The organism is Streptomyces collinus (assembly GCF_031348265.1).
GTDB classification, from domain to species: domain Bacteria; phylum Actinomycetota; class Actinomycetes; order Streptomycetales; family Streptomycetaceae; genus Streptomyces; species Streptomyces collinus.
On the sequence record NZ_CP133771.1, the window covers coordinates 530,568 to 555,242 of the forward strand.

The 24,675-nt window shown below is 72.1% G+C and carries 23 protein-coding genes; 11 read left to right on the forward strand and 12 right to left on the reverse strand.

Going from position 1 to position 24,675, the window contains the following annotated elements:
* Nucleotides 1–34 precede the first annotated feature (34 nt).
* Nucleotides 35–427 carry a tautomerase family protein gene (locus tag RFN52_RS02415; RefSeq protein ID WP_107460046.1) on the forward strand — a complete coding sequence of 131 codons (393 nt, stop codon included), beginning with the start codon at nucleotides 35–37 and terminating at the stop codon, nucleotides 425–427.
* A 62-nt stretch (nucleotides 428–489) separates the two neighbouring features.
* Entirely contained in the window at nucleotides 490–948 is a 459-nt protein-coding gene (locus RFN52_RS02420) for a pyridoxamine 5'-phosphate oxidase family protein (RefSeq protein WP_184854319.1), read from the forward strand.
* Nucleotides 949–955: 7 nt separating this feature from the next.
* Here the strand turns inward: RFN52_RS02420 and RFN52_RS02425 are convergent, their stop codons facing one another.
* From RFN52_RS02425 to RFN52_RS02440, 4 genes are all read right to left on the reverse strand, one after another.
* A complete protein-coding gene (locus RFN52_RS02425) occupies nucleotides 956–1,864 on the reverse strand; it encodes an oxidoreductase (protein WP_184854318.1) in 909 nt (302 codons plus the stop codon).
* 42 nt (nucleotides 1,865–1,906) lie between these two features.
* Nucleotides 1,907–3,277 carry a phosphoinositide-specific phospholipase C-related protein gene (locus RFN52_RS02430; protein ID WP_184854317.1) on the reverse strand — a complete coding sequence of 457 codons (1,371 nt, stop codon included), beginning with the start codon at nucleotides 3,275–3,277 and terminating at the stop codon, nucleotides 1,907–1,909.
* Nucleotides 3,278–3,346: 69 nt separating this feature from the next.
* On the reverse strand, nucleotides 3,347–4,237 hold the full coding sequence (locus tag RFN52_RS02435; protein WP_107460042.1) for a glycoside hydrolase family 19 protein: 891 nt from the start codon (nucleotides 4,235–4,237) through the stop codon (nucleotides 3,347–3,349).
* Between the two features lie 279 nt (nucleotides 4,238–4,516).
* Nucleotides 4,517–4,954 (reverse strand): MarR family winged helix-turn-helix transcriptional regulator, encoded by a 438-nt coding sequence (locus RFN52_RS02440; RefSeq protein WP_184854316.1) that lies wholly within the window; start codon nucleotides 4,952–4,954, stop codon nucleotides 4,517–4,519.
* 82 nt (nucleotides 4,955–5,036) lie between these two features.
* On the opposite strand from RFN52_RS02440, the gene RFN52_RS02445 reads away from it, so the two are divergent.
* Nucleotides 5,037–6,146, forward strand: coding sequence for a substrate-binding domain-containing protein (locus RFN52_RS02445; RefSeq protein ID WP_184854701.1), 1,110 nt, complete (start codon nucleotides 5,037–5,039; stop codon nucleotides 6,144–6,146).
* Between the two features lie 101 nt (nucleotides 6,147–6,247).
* Nucleotides 6,248–7,297, forward strand: a complete 1,050-nt coding sequence (locus tag RFN52_RS02450; protein ID WP_184854315.1) for an acyl-CoA dehydrogenase family protein — start codon at nucleotides 6,248–6,250, stop codon at nucleotides 7,295–7,297.
* Here the strand turns inward: RFN52_RS02450 and RFN52_RS02455 are convergent.
* The 5 genes from RFN52_RS02455 to RFN52_RS02470 form a co-directional block, all read right to left on the reverse strand.
* Nucleotides 7,294–8,505: a serine hydrolase domain-containing protein gene (locus tag RFN52_RS02455; RefSeq protein WP_184854314.1), complete on the reverse strand. Its 1,212-nt coding sequence runs from the start codon at nucleotides 8,503–8,505 to the stop codon at nucleotides 7,294–7,296. The two genes, RFN52_RS02450 and RFN52_RS02455, sit on opposite strands and share 4 nt — an antisense overlap.
* Before the next feature lie 103 nt (nucleotides 8,506–8,608).
* Nucleotides 8,609–9,760 carry an LLM class flavin-dependent oxidoreductase gene (locus RFN52_RS02460; protein ID WP_184854313.1) on the reverse strand — a complete coding sequence of 384 codons (1,152 nt, stop codon included), beginning with the start codon at nucleotides 9,758–9,760 and terminating at the stop codon, nucleotides 8,609–8,611.
* Between the two features lie 49 nt (nucleotides 9,761–9,809).
* Nucleotides 9,810–10,364 carry an NADPH-dependent FMN reductase gene (gene ssuE / locus RFN52_RS02465; protein ID WP_184854312.1) on the reverse strand — a complete coding sequence of 185 codons (555 nt, stop codon included), beginning with the start codon at nucleotides 10,362–10,364 and terminating at the stop codon, nucleotides 9,810–9,812.
* Between the two features lie 190 nt (nucleotides 10,365–10,554).
* Nucleotides 10,555–10,638 carry a putative leader peptide gene (locus RFN52_RS40025; RefSeq protein ID WP_350710819.1) on the reverse strand — a complete coding sequence of 28 codons (84 nt, stop codon included), beginning with the start codon at nucleotides 10,636–10,638 and terminating at the stop codon, nucleotides 10,555–10,557.
* Between the two features lie 116 nt (nucleotides 10,639–10,754).
* Nucleotides 10,755–10,919: a DUF8839 family protein gene (locus tag RFN52_RS02470; RefSeq protein WP_491590965.1), complete on the reverse strand. Its 165-nt coding sequence runs from the start codon at nucleotides 10,917–10,919 to the stop codon at nucleotides 10,755–10,757.
* 240 nt (nucleotides 10,920–11,159) lie between these two features.
* On the opposite strand from RFN52_RS02470, the gene RFN52_RS02475 reads away from it, so the two are divergent.
* Nucleotides 11,160–11,600 (forward strand): SPW repeat protein, encoded by a 441-nt coding sequence (locus tag RFN52_RS02475; RefSeq protein WP_184854310.1) that lies wholly within the window; start codon nucleotides 11,160–11,162, stop codon nucleotides 11,598–11,600.
* 97 nt (nucleotides 11,601–11,697) lie between these two features.
* Here RFN52_RS02475 and RFN52_RS02480 read toward each other — a convergent pair whose 3' ends face one another.
* On the reverse strand, nucleotides 11,698–12,624 hold the full coding sequence (locus tag RFN52_RS02480) for an NAD-dependent epimerase/dehydratase family protein (protein ID WP_184854309.1): 927 nt from the start codon (nucleotides 12,622–12,624) through the stop codon (nucleotides 11,698–11,700).
* Nucleotides 12,625–12,681: 57 nt separating this feature from the next.
* A complete protein-coding gene (locus RFN52_RS02485) occupies nucleotides 12,682–13,458 on the reverse strand; it encodes a GNAT family N-acetyltransferase (RefSeq protein ID WP_184854308.1) in 777 nt (258 codons plus the stop codon).
* A gap of 146 nt (nucleotides 13,459–13,604) precedes the next feature.
* On the opposite strand from RFN52_RS02485, the gene RFN52_RS02490 reads away from it, so the two are divergent.
* From RFN52_RS02490 to RFN52_RS02500, 3 genes are all read left to right on the forward strand, one after another.
* Nucleotides 13,605–14,090 carry a nucleoside deaminase gene (locus tag RFN52_RS02490; protein ID WP_184854307.1) on the forward strand — a complete coding sequence of 162 codons (486 nt, stop codon included), beginning with the start codon at nucleotides 13,605–13,607 and terminating at the stop codon, nucleotides 14,088–14,090.
* A gap of 170 nt (nucleotides 14,091–14,260) precedes the next feature.
* The gene (locus RFN52_RS02495) at nucleotides 14,261–18,538 is read left to right on the forward strand and encodes an aminotransferase class I/II-fold pyridoxal phosphate-dependent enzyme (protein WP_184854700.1); all 4,278 of its coding nucleotides are present in this window, start codon (nucleotides 14,261–14,263) and stop codon (nucleotides 18,536–18,538) included.
* Between the two features lie 6 nt (nucleotides 18,539–18,544).
* On the forward strand, nucleotides 18,545–19,279 hold the full coding sequence (locus tag RFN52_RS02500) for a class I SAM-dependent methyltransferase (protein ID WP_184854306.1): 735 nt from the start codon (nucleotides 18,545–18,547) through the stop codon (nucleotides 19,277–19,279).
* Between the two features lie 10 nt (nucleotides 19,280–19,289).
* Here the strand turns inward: RFN52_RS02500 and RFN52_RS02505 are convergent, their stop codons facing one another.
* Entirely contained in the window at nucleotides 19,290–19,943 is a 654-nt protein-coding gene (locus RFN52_RS02505) for a chaplin (RefSeq protein ID WP_184854305.1), read from the reverse strand.
* A 320-nt stretch (nucleotides 19,944–20,263) separates the two neighbouring features.
* Here RFN52_RS02505 and RFN52_RS02510 point away from each other — a divergent pair, with 320 nt between their 5' ends.
* The 3 genes from RFN52_RS02510 (at nucleotide 20,264) to RFN52_RS02520 (ending at nucleotide 24,664) form a co-directional block, all read left to right on the forward strand.
* Entirely contained in the window at nucleotides 20,264–21,835 is a 1,572-nt protein-coding gene (locus tag RFN52_RS02510; RefSeq protein ID WP_184854304.1) for an alpha/beta hydrolase, read from the forward strand.
* A gap of 50 nt (nucleotides 21,836–21,885) precedes the next feature.
* Nucleotides 21,886–22,980, forward strand: coding sequence for a baeRF3 domain-containing protein (locus RFN52_RS02515; protein WP_184854303.1), 1,095 nt, complete (start codon nucleotides 21,886–21,888; stop codon nucleotides 22,978–22,980).
* Between the two features lie 274 nt (nucleotides 22,981–23,254).
* Nucleotides 23,255–24,664, forward strand: coding sequence for a PP2C family protein-serine/threonine phosphatase (locus RFN52_RS02520; protein ID WP_184854302.1), 1,410 nt, complete (start codon nucleotides 23,255–23,257; stop codon nucleotides 24,662–24,664).
* Nucleotides 24,665–24,675 lie beyond the last annotated feature (11 nt).

Below are 24,675 nucleotides of genomic sequence, written 5' to 3' on the forward strand. Positions count from 1 at the left end.
TGTACACTCCCGATCGACGACCCCCGGAGATCCCATGCCCTTCGTCCGCATCGACACGCTCCGGGCCGGTCCCGAGCGCCTCGCCGCCCTCGGCCGGGCGGTGCACGACGCCCTGACTCAGACCATCGGCATCCCGCCCGACGACCGGTTCCAGGTGCTGACGGACCACGACGGCACGAGCGGCACCCTGCGTCACGACGACTACCTCGGCGTGCACCGCGACGACGGCATCGTGTACGTCGCGATCACCCTGCGGTCCGGCCGCACCCCCGCGCAGAAGCAGGCGCTGTACCGAAGAATCGCCGAGCTGGCCCACGCGTACGCGGGCACGGAGCCGCGGAACGTGTTCGTCGTCCTGACGGAGAACGAGTCGGCGGACTGGTCGCTCGGTGAGGGCGCGGCGCAGTACCTCGACCAGGGGTCCTAGGCCCCGGGCTTAGGGCTGCCGACGGAGGCGCCCCGCTCCCTCCGCCCGCTAGCCTCCCCTCCATGAAGATCACCGAGCCGCCCCGCACCCCCGAGCAGCGCAAGGCCGACCTGCTGGGGCGCCTGGAGCGCGAGATGGACATCTGGGTCGCGACGGCCGACACGGACGGTGTGCCCTGTCTCGTGCCGCTGTGGTTCGTGTGGCACGACGAGGCCGTGTGGCTGTGCACCCGGCTGACCAACCCCACCGGCCGCAATCTGCGGGACGGCGGGCGGACCCGGCTGGCCCTCGGGGACACCCGGGACGTCGTGCTGGTCGACGGTGAGGTGCGCACCTACCCGATGCGGGACGTGCCGCCGGTGGCGGTCGAGGCGTTCCGCGCGAAGACGGGCTGGGATCCGCGCGGGGATCACGCGTCGTACGCGTTCTTCCGGGTGCGGCCGCACGCGGTGCAGGCGTGGTGCGAGGTGCAGGAGCTGCCGCGCAGGCATCTCATGCGGGAGGGCGTCTGGACTGTGTAGTGGTGGCTCAGCCGGCTTCCTGGCGTGGCCTGTTGAGCCGGTTCAGCTCCTCGTCGGTGAGACGGATCGCGCCCGCCGCCACGTTCTCCGTGAGGTGCCCGGGGTTGCCGGTGCCGGGAATGGCGAGGACATGGGGGCCCTGGTGCAGGGTCCAGGCGATGCGGATCTGGGCGGGGCTCGCGCCGTGGGCCCGGGCCACGGCTCGGACGCCCTCGTCGTGGGCGGTGGCGGCGCCCCGCTCGGCGGCCTCGCCCGCGACGGCGTAGAACGGCACAAAGGCGATGCCCTGTTCGCCGCAGATGGCGAGGAGTTCGTCGCTGTCGGGGTCGGGGCGGTCCAGCGCGTACCGGTTCTGGACGCAGACCACGGGGGCGATGGCCCGGGCCTCCGCGAGATGACGGGGCGTGACGTTGGAGATGCCGAGGTGGCGGATCAGGCCTGCCTCGCGCAGTTCGGCGAGTGCCCCGAAGTGCTCGGCGATGGAGTCGTACGTCGGCATCCGGCGCAGGTTGACCACGTCCAGGTGGTCGCGGCCGAGCTGGCGCAGGTTCTCCTCGACGTGGCCGCGCAGGTCCTCGGGCCGGGCGGAGGTGCCCCACTCCCCGTCGTAGGCCCGGTACGGGCCCACCTTGGTGACGATGACCAGGTCGTCGGGGTAGGGCGCGAGCGCGCTGTTGATCAGTTCGTTGGCGGAGCGCAGCGAGGAGAAGTAGAAGGCCGCCGTGTCGATGTGGTTGACGCCGAGGTCGATCGCCTGGCGCAGGACGGCGATCGACCGGTCGCGGTCGCTCGGTGTGCCGTGGTGGAAGGCGGCGCTGCCCGTCAGCCGCATCGCGCCGAAGCCGAGGCGGTGGACGGGCAGGTCGCCGAGTTTCCAGGTGCCCGCGGCATCCGCGGTGATCGTCTGTGAGCTCATCGGCGGAGTCTCACACACGGCACATGGGCCGGCGAAGCCGGTTTACGGATACGTGTACGAGTTGAGGGTGGTGACGGCGGAGGCCGGGTTGCCACGGTCGTAGTGGTCCACGGCGAGGAAGTTGGGCTTCTTGCGGGCGGCCGGCCGGCAGAACCTCTGGGCGCGGTCGGCGAGTTTGGTGTTGTCCGTGCCGGCCGTGCCGGTGAGCGGGACGTCCCGGAAGTGGTTCATGACGAACAGCGGGCGGAACCCGGGTTCGGTGCGAGTCAGCGGAATGTTGGTGTCGGCCCCGTACCAGCGGCTGTAGCAGGACAAGTCGGAGGTCCCGAGGCCGGAGCCCATGGACCAGTAGTTCTCGACGGTCCACTCGCGCTGGTACATGACGCCGAAGCTGTCCCGGGTCAGGCCCGCGGCCTGGTCGGCGGAGCGGCTGTGGTCGGTGAAGATCAGCAGCCGGTCGCCGGCGGCGGCCAGCTCCGTCATCGTCGGCCAGCCGTTCTGCCGCACGCCGGTGAGATCGGGCCGGTAGAGCACGTCCGACAGGCCGCTCACGCGGGCGAGTTCGGCGCGCAGGACGGCCGGGTCGACGTAGTCCTCCAGGAAGACGGTGACGAACTGGTCGGGGTGGGCCTTGAGGAAGTCGACCATGCGCTGGAGGTCGACCCACAGGGCGACGGGCCTGCTGACGAGGGTGCAGCTGTTGTGGCAGAGGATCGCGCCGTCAGGGGTCTGATGCACGTCCAGCATGAATCCCCGTACACCGTCGGCCAGTTGGCGTTCGATGCCGCGGGTCTGGTTGGGCACGAGGTTGACGAAGGGCGGGGCGAAGCCGCCGTCGACGCCGTTGGCGTAGGCGTTGTGGGTGGTGAGGAACGTGACCTGGTCCAGGGTGCGGCGGTCCTGCGGCGGCATGGGGCCGGTGACAGGGTTCACGGGGGTGAGGTACCAGGCGGCGAGGTCACCGGATCCGCCGACGGCGAGCCGGGCGGGGTAGGTGGCGCCGGGCGGCTTGGGTGCGAGTGTGAGGTGGCGGGTGGTTCCCGGGGCCCTGAGCGTGTAGCGGTCGGCGCCGATCGGGTCGATCTCCCACCCGGCGTCGGCGCTCGCGCAGGCGACGGTCGCGGCCTGGTCGCCGCTGCGGCCGAGGCAGCTGCCGGGCGCGACGGTGTTCTCCAGGAGGTAGGAGGACCCGCTCGGCTTCAACTGCCATTGCTGGCGGTCCTCGTTGCCGCGGGGTCTGTGCTGCTCGACCGCGCCGCCGTTGTCGGCCGCGTTGAGCCCGGTCGTGGCGCTCTGGACGTAGTACGGGCCCGGGGCCGGAACGGCGGCGGCAGCGGCGGGCTGGGGGGCCACGACCGCGGCGGCCAGTGCCGCGGCCGTGGCGAGCAGGGCGTGGGGGGTGCGTAGGCGCATGAGGGATGCCCTTCGATCAACCGTCAGGTTCATGACATCCCGCATGACACCACGCCGCACGGTTCCGCGTCAGCAGTACAGGTTGCCTCCGGGTGACGTGCCCAGGATCTGGGTGAACCGCTGGTAGTTGTTCACGCGGCTCTGCACCTGCGCCGGGTTCTTGCCGTCGCACTCCAGGGAGCCGTTGATGCTGCGGATCGTCTGGCCGAACCCGGCGCCGTTCACCATGGCGTTGTGCGGGGTCATGGAACCGGGGCCGGTCTGGGTGTTCCAGTACCACAGGGCGGTCTTCCAGGCGACGGCCGAGTCGTTCTGGACGAGCCAGGGGTTGTTCAGCAGGTCGATGCCGAGCGCGTCGCCCGCGGCCTTGTAGTTGAAGTTCCAGCTCAGCTGGATCGGGCCGCGGCCGTAGTAGGCGGCCTGCCCGGCCGGACAGCCGTAGGGCCGTCCCCAGTCGCAGTAGTGCGGGTAGTTGGCGGTGTTCTGCTCGACCACGTGCACCAGACCGCCGGTCTCGTGGCTGACGTTGGCGAGGAAGGCGGCGGCCTCCTGCTTCTTCACCGTGTCGCTGCCGGTGTTGGCGAAGCCGGGGTAGGCGCTGAGGGCCGCGGTGAGCCCGCTGTAGGTGTAGAACGAATTCCGGTTCGGAAACATCTGGTTGAACTGGGCCTCGCTCACCACGAAGCGCGCGTTGGGCGTGCCGGGACCGTTGTCGCAGGCGTACGGCTCCCAGTACCAGGTGCTGATGACCGGGTCGTAGCCCGGGTTGGCGTGCTCGGCGATGTACGCCTTGCCGTCGGTGTAGCGGACGATGTCACCGGCGTTGTACGACTTCCCGGCCGTCCAGTTCGGGTAGCTGGAGCAGGCGGCGGCCGAGGCGTTCGAGGCGGGCAGGAGCACCGGCGCGGTGCCGGCGAGGGCGAGGGTGGCCAGGACTGCGGAGATGCGGCGTCTCGACACGGGGTTCAACTCCTTCGCGGAGCACGGCCGCACCTGACGAGGGCAGGGCGAAGCAGGCCCTCGACCGCACGCACCGGGGGTCCGGTCACGGCGTGGGGGCGGCCGTGGTGGGGGCTGTGGAGCCACACTCAACCGCGTTGGTCTGTACCAGTCAAGGGTGTAGACCAGTCAGGTACAGACCTGCCGGCGTCCGTGCTGGTTGACGCCTCGTCATTCCCCGGCCGGCTCGGCGCGACCGGCGACCCGTCCGTGCGCGCTCCGGCGCCCGGCGTCCGGCGCTCACACGTGCGCCGGGTCCTCCAGCGACGCCGCCAGCCGGTCCAGCAGGGACCGCAGCCGGTCGTCGTCGCCTTCGCCGAGCGAGGGCCGGGCGGCGCGGACCACCTGGTCGACGCGCTGCCAGAACTCCTGGCCGCGCGGCGTGAGATGGGCGAGGATGCGGCGGCGGTCGAACGGGTCGACCCTGCGGTGCACGAGGTTCTGGTCGACGAGCTGGTCGACCAGCTTGGTCAGCGTCGGCGGCGGCAGGAAAGCGGCCTCCGCGAGCCCCGTCATGTGGTGCCCCTCGCCGTCCGACAGCGACGCCATGACTCGCCATGCGTCCAGCGAGCAGCCCTCCGCCTCCAGCACGACCTGCAATCGCCGCGCCGCGAGTCGTTCGGCCCGCGTCAGCAACTGCACGAGGTCGTCGGGCCGACGCGGGGTGGGGCTGGGCATCCCTGCTCTCCTAGGTGCTGAGGGAGTGTCCATCGTAGGAGACGCACTGGAGTTCGTCCCGGGGAGCCGGAATCATGACGCCATGTTCCGGCACGACCTCCCCGCGCCCGAGTGGTTCACGGCCGACGACTCCGTGCTCGGCGTGGCTCTCGTCTTCCCCCTTCAGGGGCCGGCCGGGATCTTCGGGCCCACGTGTGAGCTGTGCGCCCGGCTGGCCGCCGAGGAGGTCAACCGGGACGGCGGGGTGCTCGGCAGGGAGCTGCGGCTGGTCCCGGTCGACGGCTCGGGCGCGCCGCACGAGGTCGCCGACGAGGTCGGGGCGCTGGTGGACCTGGGTGCCGTGCAGGGCGTCACCGGCTGGCACATCTCCTCCGTACGGCAGGCGCTGGCACCGCGGATCGCGCACCGCGTCCCGTACGTGTACACCGCGCTGTACGAGGGCGGGGAGGACACGGCGGGGGTGTTCCTGACGAGCGAGACCCCGCGCGATCAGCTCCGGCCGGCGATGGAGCTGCTGGCGCGCGAGCGCGGGGTACGGCGCTGGTTCGTCGTGGGCAACGACTACGTGTGGCCGCGGCACACGGCCCGCTCGGCCCGCGGGTACGCCCGGGCCGACGGCGGCTGCGTCGCCGGCGAGGTCTATCTCCCGCTCGGCACCCACGACTTCGAGCCGGTGCTGCGCCGCGTCGAGCGCTCGGACGCCGACGCGGTGCTGATGCTGCTCGTCGGCAGCGACGCGGTGCGCTTCAACCGGGAGTTCGCGGCGTACGGCCTGGACGCGCGCTGCCTGCGGCTGAGCACCCTGATGGACGAGAACATGCTGGTGGCGAGCGGCCCGGAGGCCACCGAGGACCTCTACAGCACGGCCGGGTTCTTCGCCTCGCTGGCCAATCGCGACACCCTCGAATTCCACGGGCGCTACGCCGCCCGCTACGGCGTCGAGGCGCCCGCCCTCGGCAGCCTCGGCGAGTCCTGCTACGAGGGTGTGCTGCTGCTGGCGGCGCTGCTGAAACGGGCCGGGGCCCTGGACGTCTCGGCGGTCGGCGCGGCGGCCGGTGCGGGGTCTGTCTCGTACGAGGGCCCGCGCGGGCTGCTCCACCTCCGGGACGCCCATGTGCGCCAGCGGATCTACCTGGCACGTGCCGACGGGCTGGACTTCGACGTCCTCACGGAGCTGGATGCGCGTCCCTGACGGCACGCCCCGGTCCGCGCCCGTCGGACGTGCGGCCGGCCGATCGGCGACACACCCCCCGGATCGGCGCCCCGCGCCGCCCGGCCGCGAGAATTCCTCCCATGACCACCACACCCCATCCCCTCGTCACCCGCGCCCAGCGACTGGCCGGCGATCTGCTCCTCCCGCAGGCCGAGCGCGTCGACCAGGAGGGGGTGCCCGCGAGCCATGTCGAGGCGGTGAAGCGGGCGGGGCTCCTCGGTGTGGTCGCGCCGCAGGAGTACGGCGGGGCGGACGCACCCGTGGCCGTGGCGCGGGAGACCGCGGAGATCCTGGCCGGGGCGTGCTGCTCCACCTGGTTCGTGCAGACACAGCACCACACACCGGTGAAGCTGCTCGCCACGTACGACTCGCCCGTCCGGGAGAAGCTGCTGCGGCCACTGGCGGTCGGCGAGCTGATGGCGGGCATCGCGTTCGCCCATGTCCGTGCCTTCCCCCGGGTGCCCGTGCGGGCCGTCCGCGAGGAGGGCGGCTGGCGGTTCGAGGGCAGGGTGCCCTGGTACACGGGCTGGGGACTGAACGACGTGATGCTGCTGGCCGGGGTGACGGACACGGCCGAGGTGGTGTTCGTGTTCGCCGAGGCGCGCGAGCAGCCGGGGCTGAGGGCGTCGGCGCCGATGCGGCTCGCGGCTCTCACCGCCGCGCGCACGGTGTCTCTGGAGCTGGACGGCCTGCGGATCCCGGAGGAGGCCGTCGTGCTGCGCACGTCGCAGGAGGAGTTCGCCCAGGTCGACCTGCCCCGGGCCGCCAACGCCAGTCCGGCCGTGTTCGGGGTCGCGTACGCGGCGCTGGACCTGGTGGCGCGGACCCCGGACGGCGAGGAGACGGCCCGGTCGCTGCGGGCCCGGCTCAACGAGGTCCGGCGGGACGCCTACGCCCTGGCCGACCGGCCCGCCGCGCCCGGCTGCGTACCGGAGCGGCTGGCCGTGAAGACCCGCGCGTACGACCTCCTGCGCGCTGCCACCACCGCGGCGATCGTCGCCGGGGGCGGGCGCGCCATGGACCTGGGCAGCCGGGCACAGCGGCTGGCGCGCGAGGGGATGTTCCTGCTGGTTCAGGGCCAGACGGCCGAGGCACGCCGGATGCACCTCGGCTCGCTGGCGTCCGGCTAGCGGAGGCCCGGCATGGCCTCCGTCCGGTCCGTCCGGTCCGTCCGGGACGGGGGCTTCCCGCAGAACTCCGCTTCTATGACGTCGATGTAGAGGGAGGAGTCCGGGAGCCAGTCGCCGTTGATGTTGAACGTGAGCTGGTGCTCGCCGTCCTGGGTGCCGACCATCGCGGACAGGGAACCGTTCGTCCGGCCGCTCTTGCCCACCACCTTCACACCGCAGGACAACCGCGCGAACTCGACTCCGAGTCCGTATCCGATGCCCGGCCCGGCCGGAACCTCGTCGAACATCTCCTTCAGCTGCCGCGGCGGCAGCAAGTGGCCCTTTACCAGGGCGCGTTGGAACCGGTTGAGGTCGCCGCTGGTGGAGATGACGTCACCGGCCGCACCCAGCCAGGTCATGTTCTGTTCGGTGGCGTCGTGGATCTCGGCGTCGGGGGCGTCCTGGTGGAGCCGGGAGTAGCCGACGGGGTGCGGCTTCGGCATCTTGGGTGCCGTGCCCGGGAACGACGTTCCGCGCAGCTTCAGGGGCCGGAGGATGCGGCGGGTGATCTCCTGGGCGTAGCCGCGCCCGGTGACCTTCTCGATGACCATGCCTGCGACGACGTAGTTGGTGTTCGAGTACGACGGTTCGTTCTCCGGGCCGGGCTGCGGTGGGCGCCGCAGAGCGATCGCCACGAGTTCCCCGGGTGTGTGGGTGTCGTACCGGTGCTCCGGGAATCCGGGCCCCGCGGCGTCGTGGAGGAAGCCGGGGTCGTCGGTGTAGTTCGGGATGCCGCTGGTGTGGTTGAGGAGTTGACGCAGCGTCACCCTGCTGCCGTCGTGGCCGTTGCCGCGCAGCAGGCCGGGCAGCCGTCGCTCGACCGTGTCGTCCAGGTCCAGTCTGCCTTCCGCCTCCAGTTGGAGCATGACGGTCGCGACGAACGTCTTGGTGATGCTGGCCCCGCGGAAGTGCTCGCCGGCCGTCCGTTTGCGACCCGTGCCGGTGTCCGCGTGGCCGGACCGCCCGAACCAACTCCCCTGGGCGTCATGGACGGTGGCCGCCGCTCCAGGGAGACCGCCCTGCTCGACCAGGGCGCGTAACGCGGTCCGGGTCGCCTCGTGGCCGTCTTTCGGCTGGGCCGCCTGCGCCGCCGGGGCGAGTGCCGCCGTGCCGGCGGAGAGCACCACGGCCAGGGCGATCGAGACGGTGCGTGCGGCGCGTTGCTTCATGTGTGTGCCTCCTGGTCACCGCGGGGCAGGGCTGCCCCCTCGGTGACCAGGACGCCCGCCCACGGCTCCAGGGTTGATCTTCCGGAACGGAACCAACAGAGCGTCAGCTCGCGACCGGCACGAAGGGGGCCGGAGCCGCGGACGCGGTCTCCTTGCCGCCGGGGTGCCGCCACAGTCCCTGCACGGCGAGGCGCGGCAGGACGCCCTCGCCGAACCAGTACGCCTCCTCCAGGTGCGGATAGCCGGAGAGGATGAACTCGTCGATGCCCAGGGCGTGGTACTCCTTGATCCGCTCGGCGACCTCGTCGTGGCTGCCGACGAGGGCGGTGCCCGCCCCGCCGCGCACCAGGCCGATGCCGGCCCACAGGTTGGGGTGGATCTCCAGGCGGTCGCGTCGGCCGCCGTGCAGGGCGAGCATGCGCTGCTGCCCCTCGGACTCGCTGCGGGCGAGGCCGGCCTGCACCGATGCCACCGTGTCCGGGTCGAAGCCGTCGAGCAGCCGGTCCGCCTCGGCCCAGGCCTGCTCGGCGGTGTCGCGGGTGATGACGTGCAGCCGGATGCCGAAGCGCAGGGTGCGGCCCTGTGCTTCGGCCAGCGACCGGATCCGGGCGATCTTCTCGGCGACCTGGGCGGGCGGTTCGCCCCAGGTGAGGTAGACGTCGGAGTGCCGGGCGGCGATCTCACCGGCGATGGGCGAGGAGCCGCCGAAGTAGACCTCGGGCACAGGGTCGGGGACCCGCGCCAGCGCCGCGTCCTCCACCCGGATGTGCTCGCCGTGCAGGTCGACGGTCCTGCCCTCCCACAACCCCCTGACGACGTGCAGGAATTCACCGGTGCGACGGTACCGGCCGTCCTTGGCGAGGAAGTCGCCGAAGGCGCGCTGCTCCTTGTCCTCGCCGCCGGTGACGACGTTGAGCAGCAGCCGTCCGCCGGTCTGCCGCTGGAAGGTGGCGGCCATCTGTGCGGCGAGCGTGGGTGAGATCAGCCCCGGCCGGAAGGCGACGAGGAACTTCAGGCGTTCGGTGTGCTGGGCGACCATCGCCGTGGTGAGCCACGCGTCCTCGCACCAGGCGCCGGTGGGGGTGAGGGCACCCGCGAAGCCCACCTCCTCGGCGGCCCGGGCGATCTGGCTCAGGTAGGCGACCGTCGGCGGCCGGTCCCGCCCGGACGCGGTGGCCGGGGTGCCGTGACCGCCGCCGACGACATGGCGGCTGTCGCCGTTGGTGGGCAGGAACCAGTGGAAGGTGAGGGGCACGGGGGCTCCGATCGAGGGGGTGGTGCGGCGGCGCGGCGGCGGGCGGGGGTCAGCCCGCCACCGCCAGCAGCGGGGTGCGGCCGAGGGCGGCGGAGAACTGGTCGACCACCTGGCCGAGTGCCTCGGTGGCGGCCGGCGCGACGGCCAGGGAGCCGTCGTCCTGCACGGCGAGGTCCTTGTCGAGGGTGAACCAGCCCTGCACGATGTGGGCCGCGCCCATGGAGTTGAGCACCGGGCGCAGCGCGTAGTCGATGGCCAGGACATGGGCGACGCTGCCGCCGGTGGCGAGCGGCAGCACGGTCTTGCCGGCGAGGGCGTACTGCGGGAGCAGGTCCAGCAAGGCCTTCAGGACACCGGAGTAGGACGCCTTGTAGACGGGTGTGCCGACGACGACGCCGTCGGCCCGCGCGAACAGCTCGGTGGCCTCGACGATGGCGGGGTGGCGGAAGTCCGCGCCGAGCAGGGCTTCGGCGGGGATCGTGCGGACGTCGAGCGGAATCACATCATGGCCCTGGGCCGCCAGCCGCTGGTCGAGATGGCGCAGCAGTCGGCTGGTTCGGGAGGAGGCGGAGGGGCTGCCGGAGACGGACAGGACGGTGGCCATGGGCTCTCTTTTCCGGGAGGAGGCGCGACTGCGCGGGGCACCGTGAATGCGGGGACGCCAGTGGAGAAGGGCGTGCCGGAGCGCTGAATTCAGGCGTGAGGGAAATGCACCGCACAGGGCGTCCGCTCGGCACGACGAGAGTCGTCCGACGACGGATGAAGCGGTGAGGGGAAGCGGCGAGCCGGGAGATTCAGGCTGCGGCGCGACAGGAAGCGCTGGAGACGCGTGCGAGGTCGACGTGGCGTCGCCGCGTGAGGTCCAGTCGCATGGTCATGCCATGGATCGTGGCAGCGGGGGACGGCACCCGTCAAGAAATCCGCGGCCCATCTCGTATTGCGGACCGCGGATTTCACGAAGAGCGGCCTGAAGGGCCGTGCGGGACGGAGGAATTCAGTCCTCGTCCGCCGGGACGACCACCAGGAACGCGTCCGACTCCAGGTCCATCACGACAGTGGCGTCCTCGCCCTCGGCGCGGCGGCGGGCCGCGTACTCCTCCGCCGGCCACGATCCGCGCGGAGACCCCGCCGGGAACCGTTCCAACACCTTCGCGCCGATGGCCGTAGTCACGTCCGCTGCCCTCCCCTGTCCAGCGCCGCCCGCCGGGCGACGTCGATCGGTCACTGTCGTACACATCCGGATGCCCCCGATCCGGCCGGACATGTACCGCCGGGTAGATTCCGCACCTCGCGCCGACCTCTACACATAAAGAGGACATAAGAGCAGAATGATGCTTACGCGGCGTTTACCGCATACCACTCCAGACGCGGACGCCCTGCACCATGAAGGAGACGAGTCATGGCCAACGTCTCGCCCACCAGAGGTGACATCACCAGCCACCCTGATGCCTCCGAGATGCGGGATCGGTACGCCCGCGTGCTCGGCGGCCGCGATGTGGCGCTCGTGGACGGACCGGTGTTCCTGCTCGGTCTGTACTGCGCCGCCTCCCCGTGGATAGTCCACTACACGACCAGCCAGCCGGCACTCGTGACTCACAACCTGATCATGGGTATCGCGATCGGCCTGCTGGCGCTCGGCTTCACTCGTGCTCCCGAGCGCATGTACGGCCTGAGCTGGGCCATGTGTGCCCTCGGGGTCTGGATGATCATCTCGCCGTGGATCGTTGGCGAAAGCCCGGACGCCGGTGTCGTGTGGAACAACATCATCATCGGTGCACTGGCCGTGGTCCTGGGGCTGGTGTGCGCCGGAACGGCGGCGAAGGCCCAGCCGAGGCCGTAGCGAACGCCGGAAAGGAGCCGAAGGCCGGTCCGCCTCCCGGACCGGCCCGCCCATGTCCGCTACGACTGCCGGCGAGGCACCTCCGGCCGCCCGGGTCTCAGAGGTGGCTCGTCGGCCGCAGCGCGGCGAGCCCCTCGTGGCTCGACGCATAGCGCGGCGTCCAGCCGAGTTCGCGCTCCGCCTTCGCGCAGGACATGCGGAGCCGGGACGACATCACGGTGTGCGCGTACGACATGGGCTTCAAGAACCACAGCGGCACGTGCAACGGCTTCGGCAGCCCGAACGTCCGGGCCACCGCCTCGACGTGGGCGCGGAACCCCATGGGGGTGCCGTCCGCGATGTTGTACGCCTGCCCCGGCCGGCCGCGCTCCACCGCGGCCACCACCGCGCGGGCGGCGTCCGTGAGCTCCACCCACGGCAGCACCCGGCCCCGGTCGCCGGGCAGGGGCAGCTGCCGTCGTCGCAACAGGGGCAGCAGGGCTTCGGTGCCGCCGGGGCCGTAGAACAGGCCGAGGCGCAGCGCGATGCCGTCCAGGGCCTCCGCTTCGAAGGCGAGCCGCTCCTTGGTCCGCATGCCGGCGATGTGCCGCTCCAGCGCCGGTGTGGCGCCGCGCGGGCCGAAGGGGTCGTCCTCGGTGAGCGGGCGGTCGCCGTGGTCGCCGTAGCCGTACCCGAAGGCCATGGACTCCACGACGAAGCGGCGGGCGCCGGTGGCGCGGGCGGCCTCGACGAGGTGGGCCGTGCCCTCGGTGCGCAGGGCGTCGGTGGCGTACATGTCACGGTCCCGCATGGGGGGCTTGCGCAGGGCCGTCGCGGCGTGGACCACGGTGTCGAAGCGGTGCCCGTCGACGGCGCGCAGCAGCGCGTCGCGGTCCATGAGGTCGGCTCGGATGCCGTTCTCCCTGCTCCTGCCGAGGCCGGTGACCTTGTGGCCCGCCTCGGTCAGGGCGCGGGTGATGTGCCGGCCGAGGACGCCGCTCGCGCCGGCGAGGAGGATGCTCTGACTCGTCCCGTTCGTCGTCATGACACTGCGACGGATCGGGCGGCCCCGGACGTGACATCCGCACCCCGCCCCGCTCGGCTACGCGGTGTACTCGTACGGCGTCGTGGTCGTCAGCGGCACGAAGCCGAGGCGTTCCAGGATCGGCCGGCTCTGACTGGAGGCGTCGACCTGGAGGTAGCGGTAGCCGCGGGCCGCGGCGGCGCGGGCGCGGTGGGCCACCAGCGTGCGGTAGATGCCGCGGCCCCGCCAGTGCTGGACGGTGCCGCCGCCCCACAGCCCGGCGAAGGGTGTACCGGGTACGAGTTCCATGCGGGCCGCGCTCACCGGCTCGCCGCCGGCCATCGCCACGACGGCGACGACGGTGTCCGGGTCGGCCGCCAGCCGGGCGAGGAGCTGGTGGCGCAGCCAGGAGCTGTCCGCGCCGAACGCCTTCTCGTGGACGTCGGCCACCAGATCGACGCCCGCCGGGCCGGTGACCGGCACGACGCGCACGCCCTCGGGCGGTTCGGTGCCGTGGGCCAGGCCGTCGGCCTCGCCGATCATCAGCGTCTCCTCGGCCCCGGGCGTGAACCCGGCCGCGCACAGCCGCCGTCCGAGGTCGGCCGGGCGGTCGTGCCCGTACAGCTTCCACTCGAAGTCGAGGCCGAGCCCGGTGTAGTGGCCGATCTGCGCGGCGATCGCCGCGTCCGCCCCGGCCTCGTCGAGGGCGGACCACACGACGCCGTTCCAGCCCTGGGCGGAGGCGACCTGGCGGACGACGCCGCCGGTCCGCTCGACCCGGGCATCGGGGCCGTCCGGCCGCGCTCCCGCACGCAGGTCGCGGTCGAACAGGGCGAGCAACTCAGCATGATCCATGGGCAGACCTCAGCAGCGGCCGGGCCGGACGGCAAGCGGTTTTCCGGCCCGGCGGCACCCTCCCGGCCTGCGGCCCCGTTCCTTCCGCCCCGCGCCCCGGCGCCCTAGGGTCCTGTTGATCACATCGTCACGGGAAAGGCCGCCCCATGGTCGTGAAGGACACGGATCTGCCGCATCTGCGCCGCTGCGTGGAACTGGCGGCCGAGGCGCTGGAGGCCGGGGACGAGCCGTTCGGTTCGGTCCTGGTGGGCGGAGACGGCACCGTCCTCGGCGAGGACCACAACCGGGTGGCCTCGGGCGACCGCACCCGGCACCCCGAGTTCGAGCTGGCGCGCTGGTCGGCGGCGCACCTCACCCCCGGGGAGCGGGCGGCCGCCACGGTCTACACCTCCGGCGAGCACTGCCCGATGTGCGCGGCAGCGCACGCCTGGGTCGGCCTCGGGCGCATCGTCTACGTTGCCTCGTCCGGGCAACTCACCACCTGGCTGGACGAGTTGGGTGTTCCAGCGGCACCGGTCCGGCCACTCCCCGTACAGGAGGTCGCACCCGGTGTCACCGTGGACGGCCCGGTGCCCGAACTGACGCAGCAGGTGAGGGAGTTGCACATCAGGTTCCACCGCGGACACCGCTGAGACAGCACGGGGAAGCACCGGGTCCGACCCGGACGGACATCCGCCCGAGATGCAGGGCCGCTCGGACGAACCTATGATCGATTCCAATTGGACCAGGTGTAAGACCAGGCGTACGCCCCGGTCTCCCCGACGGGGGGAGGCACATGTCCTCGCTGCCGGCACGTCGGCTCATGGCCGTCTACGTCGCCCTGGTCGCGATCGTTACCGTCGTGTACATGACCATCCCGGTGATGGTTCCCGTGATGTGGGCCGTGATGGGGCTGGCCGGTGTCGGCGCCATCCTGATCGGCACACGCCTGCACCGGCCCGCCCACGCATGGCCCTGGTGGGTCCTGGCCGCGGGCTTGCTCGTGTTCATCGCGGGCGACACGTACTACTTCGTGATGGAGCAGTACCTGGGAGCCTCCAACCCGTTCCCCTCCCCGGCCGACGCCTGCTACCTGGCCATGTACCCGCTCATCGCGATCGGTCTGTCGGGCCTGGTGCGCCACCGCTGGGCCAACCGCGACCTGCCGAGCCTGCTCGACGCGCTGATCGTCACCGCAGGCCTGGCGCTGCCCGTGTGGGTGTACCTGGTGCAGCCGCTGACCGTGCTGCAGGGGCTGACGTGGCAGCAGCGGGCCATCAGCATCGCCTACCCCCTCGGCGACATCCTCGTGCTGGCCCTGCTGATCAGGCTGCTCACCCCCAGCCCGGTCGACGGTTCCAATCGCGCCGTACGCCTGCTGGTCGCCGGCACGGTGACCCTGCTCGTGACGGACATCGCGTACGGGATCCTGCAGCTGAACGACGTCTGGCAGACCGGCAGCCTGCTGGATCTCGGCTGGGTCGTCTTCTACACCGCCTGGGGCCTGGCGGCACTGCAGCCCTCCATGGTCGAGCTGACGGCTTCCATGCCGCAGCGGGAGTCCCTGCTGCCGCCGCCGCGGCGGCTGGTCATGCTCGCCGTGGCCACGCTCATCGCGCCGGGGATCCTGCTCTGGGAGGGGCTGAGCGGCCAGACCCGGGACGCCGCCGTGATCGCGGTCTTCTCGGGCGTGCTGTTCCTGCTCGTGATCCTGCGGCTGGCGGGGATGGTCGTGGCGCACCGCCACGCGGTGACGCGGGAGCTGGCCCTGCGCGGAGCCGCCGCGTCGCTGGTCTCCGCCTTCCGGCAGGAAGAGGTCGACCGGTCCTGCCACCAGGCGGTCGACCGGCTGATGGGCCGGGACACACCGCACCGGACGCTGCTGCTCCCCACCGAGCAGGCGACGGACCTGGGCGCCCACGGCACCCGGCTGGTCAGCCCGGCCGTCCTCGACCCCGAGGTCGCCTCCGCGCTCGACAACCTGCCGTCGGTCCTGGTGTGCCCCATGACCCAGCCCGACCGCCCGTCCGGAGCCGTGCCGGGCACCCTGCTGGTCGCCGCCCCCGAGCGGCAGCTCCACGAGACCTGGGGCTCCCTGGAGATCCTGGCCTCGCACGCGGGTCTGGCGATGGAGCGCGTCGCGCTGCGCCAGGAGGTCATCCGGCGGGAGAACGAGGCGTACTTCCGCACCCTCGTCCGCAACGCCTCCGACGTGATCCTGATCCTGGAGGACGACGACACCATCCGGTACGCCAGCCCGTCCGCGCGGTCCGTCTTCGGCACCGACGAACTCCTCGGCGTGTCCCTGCCGGAACTGGTGGACCCCGGCGACCGGGAGCGGGCGGCCCGGGAGCTGGCCGTCGTACGGGAGCGGGGTTCCGGGGCGGGCCACGACCACTGGTGGGTGCGGCGCCGGGAAGGGCGCGTCGAGGTGGAGGTCCGCTTCAGCGACTTCCGGGACGAACGGACCGTGTCCGGTCTGGTGGTGACCCTGCGGGACGTGACCGAGCAGCGGCGGCTGGAGCAGGAGCTGACGCAGCGGGCCTTCCACGACTCGCTGACCGGTCTGCCCAACCGGACGCTGCTGCTGGAGCGGATCGAACGCGCCCTGCTGCGCGGCCGCCGCGAGTCGTCCCTGACCTGTCTGCTCTTCATCGACCTCGACGACTTCAAGCTGGTCAACGACACCATGGGGCACCGGGCGGGCGACCAGCTGCTGGTCGCGGTCGGCAACCGGCTGTCCCGGACGCTGCGTCGCACCGACACCGCGGCCCGGCTCGGCGGCGACGAGTTCGCCGTGCTGATGGAGGACGCCAAGCAGCCGGTGGACGCCGAACTGCTCGCGGCCCAGGTGATCCAGACCCTGAGCCGGCCCTTCGAGCTGGCCGACGAGTCGGTGACGGTGTCCGCCAGCGTGGGCGTGGCCACCGCGCGCGACAGCACCGACGCGGAGGAACTGCTGGGCCATGCCGACCTCGCCCTGTACGCGGCGAAGGCGGCGGGCAAGCGGCAGTGGCGCCGCTTCAAGCCACTGCTGCGCAGCCGCATGGTGGAACGGCACGATCTGCAGTCCCAGCTGGCCCAGGCGGTCGCCGACAAGGCGTTCGCGCTGCGCTACCAGCCGGTCGTGGACATCGCGGCGGGCGAGGTCGTCGGGTTCGAGGCGCTGGTCCGCTGGCCGCACGAACACCGGCCGCCCGTCGCCCCGGAGCAGTTCATCAGCCTGGCGGAGGAGACCGGGCACATCGCCTCGCTGGGCTCGTGGGTGCTGGAGAACGCGATCAGCGACATCATCGGGCTGCAACGGCTGCCGGGCCCCGGCCGCCCGCCGTACGTCAGCGTGAACGTCTCCGCCCGTCAGTTCCGCGACGCCGGGTTCATCGAGCAGGTCGGGGAGGCGCTGAGCACCCCGGGGCTCGAACCCGGATCGCTGCAGCTGGAGCTGACGGAGACGGTCCTGCTGCACCGCGACGACCGGCTCCAGACGGTGCTGAACACGCTGAAGGAACTCGGGGTGCACATCGCGGTCGACGACTTCGGCACCGGCTTCTCCTCGCTGCGCTACCTGCGGGACTTCCCCATCGACGTGCTGAAGATCGACAAGTCGTACATCGACGACATCGCACAGGACGCCCAGCAGGTCGCCCTGGTCGAGGGCATCGTGCGGATCGCCGACACCCTGGGGCTGCAGGTCATCGCTGAGGGCATCGAGGACACCGCTCAGCGGGATCTGCTGGCCGGCATGGGGTGCCGGTTCGGGCAGGGGTTCCTGTTCGCCCGGCCGCTGACGGTGGAGCAGAGCGCGCACGTCCTGCGGGAGCCGACCGCCCGCCCCTTCGCAACCCCGCAGACCCCGAGGCCCCGTATCGACGCCGCCCGCGGTCGCCGCGAAGCCCGCTGGGCGGACCTGGAGCACCTGCGGCGCACCAGCCCGATGAGCGACGCGGTCCTGGACGAAGTGCGCGGGAGGCACATCCGCAGCGGTGACCACTGGCTGATCGACTTCGCGTCGTGCAACTACCTGGGCTTCGACTGGGACCCGGAGGTCATGGAGTCGGTCGATCCCGCGGTCCGCCGGTGGGGCACGCATCCCAGCTGGTCGCGGCTGCTGGGCAGTCCGCGGCTGTACCCCGACATCGAGGAGCGGCTCGCCGCGCTGCTGGGCGCGCCGGACACGCTGCTGCTGCCCACGCTGACGCTGGTGCACTCCTCGGTGATCCCGGCCATCGCGGAGGACGGACACGTCTTCGTGGAGGCGACCGCGCACCGCACGGTCTACGACGGCTGCGTGGTGGCCCGGGCCCAGGGCGCCACCCTGCACCGCTTCCACGCCGAGCGGCTCGACGAACTGCGTGCCCTGCTGGCCGGGGCCCCGCCGGGCACGCCCCGGCTGGTGTGCCTCGACGGCGTCAACAGCATGAGCGGCAACATCCCCGATCTGCCCTCCCTGGCGGCGGTGTGCCGCTCCGAGGGGGCGACGCTGTACGTCGACGACGCGCACGGCTTCGGCGTGATCGGGGAGCGCGGGCCGGACGAGACGTGCCCGTACGGCATGCGCGGCAACTGCGTGGTGCGGCACACCGGGGAGTCGTACGACGGGATCGTGCTCGTGGGCGGGTTCTCCAAGGCGTACTCGTCCTTGCTGGCGTTCCTCGCCCTGCCGCCGGAGCTGAAGAACCGGCTGAAGACCGCGGCGGCGCCCTATCTGTACTCGGGGCCGTCACCGACGGCGTCACTGGCGACCGCGCTGGCCGGGCTGGACGTCAACGAGCGCCGGGGCGACGCGATCCGGGCGGACCTGTACCGCAAGACGGTCCGGGTCCTCGACCACCTGGAGGGCATGGGGGTGAGCACCCTCAACTCGGACCGGCTGCCGATCGTGGAGGTGCCGCTGGCGAACCCCGCGGACCTGGACGCGGTCGCCGCGTTCCTGTGGCAGGAGGGCGTCTATGTGACGCTGGCGGCGTACCCGCTGGTCCCCCGGGACCGGGTGGGGTTCCGCATCCAGCTCACGGCCCTCAACTCGGACGAGGACATCGACCATCTGAACGGGAGCCTGACCCGGTTGTCCGAACGCTTCCCGCTGCGGCTGAAGGGCTAGAGGGCCATGACGACGCACAACGACGACGTGGACTGGGACCGCTGGCCGGTCTCCGACTACCTCGCGGAGAACTACCGCGAGGTGCACGCGTCGGACGCGGCGGTCATCGCGCACCACTCCGCGTTCTACCGGGGCCTCCCGCCCGGCCGGATCGCCCGCTCGGTGGAGTTCGGGGCGGGACCCAACCTGTACCCGCTCATACTGGCGTCCGCCGCGTGCCGCAGGATCGACGCCGTGGAGGCCGGAGCGAGCAACATCGCCTACCTGGAGGACCAGATCTGCCACCGTCTGGACGCGAGCTGGCTGCCCTTCCACACCCTGTGCCGACGGCTGAACCCCCAGGTGCCCGCGACCCTCGCCGGGGCGCTGGCCCCGGTGAACGTCGTCCACGCCGACGTCCGGACCCTGCCGCCGGGCGCGTACGGACTCGCCTCCATGCACTTCGTCGCCGAGAGCGTCACGGAGGACTTCGCGGAGTTCGCCGACCTCTGCCGCGCCTTCGTCCGCACGGTCCGGCCGGGCGGCCACCTGGTCGCCGCGTTCATGGAGAACATGCCGACGTACCGCATCGGTCCGGCCTCCCGCTGGCCCGGCTGCCCGGTGAGCCCGGCGACTGTGACGGAGGTCTTCACGCCCCTGACCCGGGACCTGGACGTGACGCACATCGACGTGGACCCGACCCTGCCCGACTACGGGGACTCGGGGATGGTGCTGCTCACGGGGGTGGCGGAGGCGGTGTAGCCCGCGTCCGTCAGCCGTCCGACCCCGGGCGGAGCCTCCGGCGCAGCACCACTCCCCCGGCGACCAGTGCCGCGCTCGCGGCGAGGGCCTGGAGGGTGTGGTCCGTGCCCGTGTGGGCCAGGGCGCCGGTGGCGTGCGGGACGGCGCGCGGGCCGCTGTGCGGGGCCGGTTCGGGGGCCGGGTTCGGCCGGGACGGCGGGGTCCGCTCCGGGACCGGCTCCTGCGGGCGCTGGGGACGGACCGGGCGCTGGTCACCGGGCGTGTTCGAGGACTCGTTGCCGGTCGACGGGTTGCCGATACCGACGACGTTCACGGAGTTGCCCGTGAGGTCGACCGGGAGGTCGACCGGCAACTGCACGCCGTTGCCGGAGACCACGCCCGGTGAATCCTTTCCGCCGGCCTCGGCGACCGCGCCGCCGGACGTGCCCGGGCGGCCGGCCCGCCCGTCGTCCTCGTTCGCGCAGGTGTTGCCGGCGGCGGGGTTCAGGAGCCCCACCACGTTCACGGTGTTCCCGCACACGTTCACCGGAACGTGCACCGGCAACTGGACGGTGTTGCCGGAGACCACCCCGGGCGAACCGGCCGTCGAGCCATCCGCACCGGAACCGGCGTACGCGGGGACGGTCACGGCCATCGCGCCCGAGGCGGCGGCGACGGCGATCACTCCGTAAGGCGTCTCATGGGACCCCTGCCTTCCAGACATCGTGTCGCGGGCACTCACCCGCACCGGAGAGAACGCGAGGCGGCCGGTCCGAGTTATGGCTTATCGGTCTTTCACTCCATCGAGCGGCCCGGTTGTCGAACTAGCGGTAAAGCCCTTCGTATGCCGACTCCGCATGCGGGCTTCGCCGGGGCCGGCAGCGCGGAACACGGCTCGCCGCCCGGCTCCCCCCGCCCGGAGGCGAGGCTTCCGGGGCCCGCTTATGGTGAGCGAGGGCGCCGGTCCCGGTCCGCCGCGGGACGCCCCGCGCCCTGGAGGCATCGATGCTGGCCAAGCTGTCCACGCGCCCCTCGATACGGCGCTGCGCGGTCACCGGTACGGCCGGGCTCGCCCTGCTGGGCACAGCACTGCCGGCCGCCGACGGCCCGCCGCCCGGCCTCACGCGCTTCTACGACCAGAAGGTCACCTGGTCCGCATGCGAAGGCATGGACATGCCGAAGGACCTCCAGTGCGGGAAGGTCACCGTCCCGCTCGACTACACCAAGCCCGGGCAGGGCACCCTCGACGTCGCCGTCGCCCGCTACCGGGCCACGGGCACCTCGCGGGGATCGGTCCTGCTGAACTTCGGCGGCCCGGGCGGCCAGGGCGTGGCCCAACTCGCCATGGGCGGCAAGGACTTCATGGGTCTGACGAACGGCTACGACGTGGTCTCCTTCGACCCGCGCGGCGTCGGCCGGTCCTCGCCGGTCAGCTGCGGAAACGCCTCGGACAGCGCCCTGGACGCCACCGACGGCAATGCCGACGTGACCGATCCGGAGGCCGTGCTCGAAGAGCTGCGCACGGCGGCGGCCGAGTGCACCGAGCACTCGGGCCCGGTCCTGCCCCACATCGGCACGGTCAACGCCGCCCGCGATCTGGACGTCATACGCGACGCGCTCGGCGACGACAAGCTCAACTACCTGGGCTTCTCCTACGGAAGCCGGCTCGGCGCGGTGTACGCGGCCCAGCACCCCGACAAGGTCGGCAGGATGGTGCTGGACGGCGTCGACACGCTGACCGAGCCCCTGTCCGACCAGGGTGTGGCGAGCGCCCGGGGGCAGCAGACCGCACTGGAGAACTTCCTGACCTGGTGCACCGAGGACATCGCCTGCCCGTTCGGACGGGACCCGCGCGAAGCCCGGAAGCATGTCGTACAGGTGGTCGAGTCGCTCGACAAGGATCCGCTGCCGAACGACTTCGGCGAGGCGTTCTCCGGCCAGGACTTCGCCGGCGCTCTCGGGCAGGGCCTCTACAGCAGGGAGCTGTGGCCCTCGCTGCAGCGGGCCGTCGGCCGGCTGCTGGAGGACGGCGACCCGAGCGGCCTGGAGGCGTTCCTGTCCGGGGGCTTCACCCTCCCGCCGAAGCGCGGCCCGCACGCCGGGCTCACCGACCCCGCGGACGTGCCGCTCGACAACCTGCCGGCGGCGCTGATGGCCGTCAACTGCGCGGACGATCCGGACCGCCCCGCCGCCGCGCAGGTCACCGAGGACCTCGGCCGGCTGCGCGCCCGCTACGAGGAGGCCTCACCGGTCTTCGGCCGCTACCGGCTCACCCAGGTGCTGATGTGCTATGGCCGCCCCAAGGGCACCGACTACATCCGCGACGACGTCAAGGACGTCGACACGCCGAGGATGCTGCTTGTCGGCACCCGGGGCGATCCGGCCACGCCGTACCGCTGGACGGTGGAGACGGCCAGGCGGCTCGGCTCCTCGGCCGTGGTGCTCGACAACCGCGGCGAAGGACACACCGGCTACGGCTCGTCGAAGTGCGTGCACGGCAAGGTCGACGCCTTCCTGCTGTACGGAACGCTCCCTCCGGACGGCAGTTCCTGCGGCTCCGACCGCGACGACGAGTGAGATCGATTGCCCCAAATGCCCCAGTCGGGAATTCGCTCTATCGTTCTGTCATGGAGAGCGTTCTGAGTCCCGCGACCCTTGCCGAACTGCGGCGCCCGCGCCCCTACCCCGCGGTCTCCGTGCTGACGCCGACCCATCGGCGCGATCCCTACAACGCCCAGGACCAGGTCCGGCTGCGCAACGCGGTGGCCGAGGCCAAGAGGCAGCTGGAGGCCGACCCGGCCGTCACCCGTGAGCGACGCACCGAGGTCGCCGGGCACCTGGACCGGGCCATGACCGAGGTCGACCTGACACACGCCGAGGACGGCCTGGTGATCTTCGCCGCTCCGGGCGAACACCAGGTGTGGTCGGTAGCGAGGTCCGTACCCGAACGCGTGGTGCTCTCGGACACCTTCCTCACCCGCAACCTCGTCTCCGCCCAGACGGCCGGGCGGCCCTTCTGGGTCCTGTCGCTCGCCGCGGACCGCGTCACCCTGTGGAACGGCGGCGTCGACCGGGTCGCCGAGGCCCGGGTCGGCGGCTTCCCGATGACCCGGCGCGTGGAGAACTTCGACCCGGAGCGGCAGCAGCGGATCGGCGACACACCGAGCGCCTTCCGGGAGGAACGCACCCGCCAGTTCCTGCGCGAGGCCGGCACCGCGATGAACGCCGTGCTGCGCGACCACCCGCGGCAGCTGTACGTCACCGGCGAGCCGGCCGCCCTGACCCTGCTGGACGAGGTCGGCGGCACCGCCCGCGGCGCGGTGCACGTCCCGCACGGCGGGCTCGCCCACGGGACCCACGAGACCGTGTGGCAGGCCGTGCGCCCGGTGGTCGAGGCGGAGGCCCGCCGCAGCACGGACGCCGTGACCCGCGCCCTCGAAACGGCCCGCGGCCGACGGGAGTTCGCCGCCGGTGTCGACGAGCTGTGGCAGAGCGCCCGGGACGGCCGCGTCCGGCTGCTGGCCGTCGAGGAGAACTACCGCGTGACGGTCCGCGACGCCGGGGACCATCTGATCCTCGCCGAGAGCGGCGACCTCGACTCCCGCGAGGACATCGTGGACGAGATCGTCGAACAGTGCCTGGAGACCGGAGCCGATGTCCGCTTCGTCCCGGACGGCACGCTCGGGGAGGCGGACGGCATGGCCGGGGTGCTGCGGTACTGACCAGGGCTCGAACACAGGAGCATCGAACACCCGCATGAACCTCGTGCGGGTGTTTCCCATGGGTCGCCAAATGCCCTGTGTAACCTACGACTTGAGCCTCCGGGAAGGACCCTCCCCACCTACCCCGGAGTAGCTCCGCGAGACTGTGGCATATGCCAGAAGCACCACCGTATCGTGTGTTGCCGAATCCCTTACAGGCCGTCGCGGGCTGTGCAACAGTCGTAACGGTCCCTCCGTCCGCCTTGGTCGAACCGTCCCCGCATCGGAGTGCGTCATGCCGTCCCACCTCTCCGCGGACCGCCCAGCCGCCCAGCCGCCAGGACGCGGCTCGGTCGACGCGCTCATATCGCAGACGCGGCGGCTCAAGGGCGAGGTGGACGCGGTGCGCCGCGACTCCGAGGAAGCGGCATCGGACCACCCGCGTGAGCGCTGGCAGCGCGCCCTGTACGACCTGGCCCTGCACCAGCTGAACGACCTCGACGAACACCTGGCCCAGCTGCGGGACGGCCCCCTGCCCACGGCGGCGGCCCCGGAAGCACCCCTCCCCACACAGGGTTCCCTGCTCAGCCGGGTCGGCAGCGCCGAGTGGAACCTGCTGACGGACGAGGCCAGTTGGTCGGGCGAGCTCTACCGGATCCTGGGCCGCGACCCGGCCGCTCCCCCGCTCACCCTCGACGAACTGCCGTCACTGGTCGTGGACGAGGACCGGCCGAAGCTGACGGCGATGGTCACCGGCTGCCTCGTCGACGCCCGGCCCATCGACGGCGAGTTCCGCATTGCCCGCCGGGCCGGCGACGTACGGACCGTGCACATGATGGGCGAACCGGTGCTCGACACCGACGGCAGCACCGCCTCGATGTGGGCCGTGCTGCGTGACGTCAGCGCACTGCGCCGCAGCCAAAGGGTGGTGAGCGAGACCCGTGACTCGCTCCGCCACCGGCAGGACGCCGCGCGCAGCGAACACCGGCTCGCGGTCGAGTTGCAGGAGGCCGTGCTGCCGCCGTGGCGCGGCTCCCTGCGGCTCCCGCACCGGGGCGCCAGGGCCCTCGACCTCGCGTCCCACCACCTGCCGGCGTCCACCCGCACGCTCATCGGCGGCGACTGGTACGACGCCCTCGAACTGACCGACGGCGAAACGCTTCTCAGCGTCGGCGATCTCACCGGCCAGGGAGTCGGCGTCACATCGAACATGACCATGCTGCTCGGTGCCGTACGCGGCATGGCCATGGCCGGTGCGCAGCCGGGGCAGGTGATGGCCTGGCTGAACCAGTTACTCGACGCCACCGTGCAACCCGCTCTGGGCAGCGCCGTCTGCTGCCGCTACCGGCCCGCCACCCGCACCCTGGTGTGGGCGCAGGCCGGACACCCCGCCCCGCTGCTGTTCCGCGACGGGACGGGGCGCGCCCTGGACACACCGGACGGCGTCCTGCTCGGCGCCACCTCGGGCGCCGTCTACGGGCAGGCCGAAGAGACGCTCCGCGTGGGCGACCTGCTGCTCCTGTACACCGATGGGCTGGTGCCGGGGCACACCGGAGCGGCGGCGGCGAACCTCCTCCTCGGCCTGGCACCGCGCCTGGCCGGGAACCGCACCGCGGAGGACTGCGTACGCACCGTGGTCCGGGAGTTCGGCGAGGACGGGCGCGAGGACAACGCCTGTGTGCTCGTCGTCAAGGTGGTGTCGTAGGGAACCGGAAC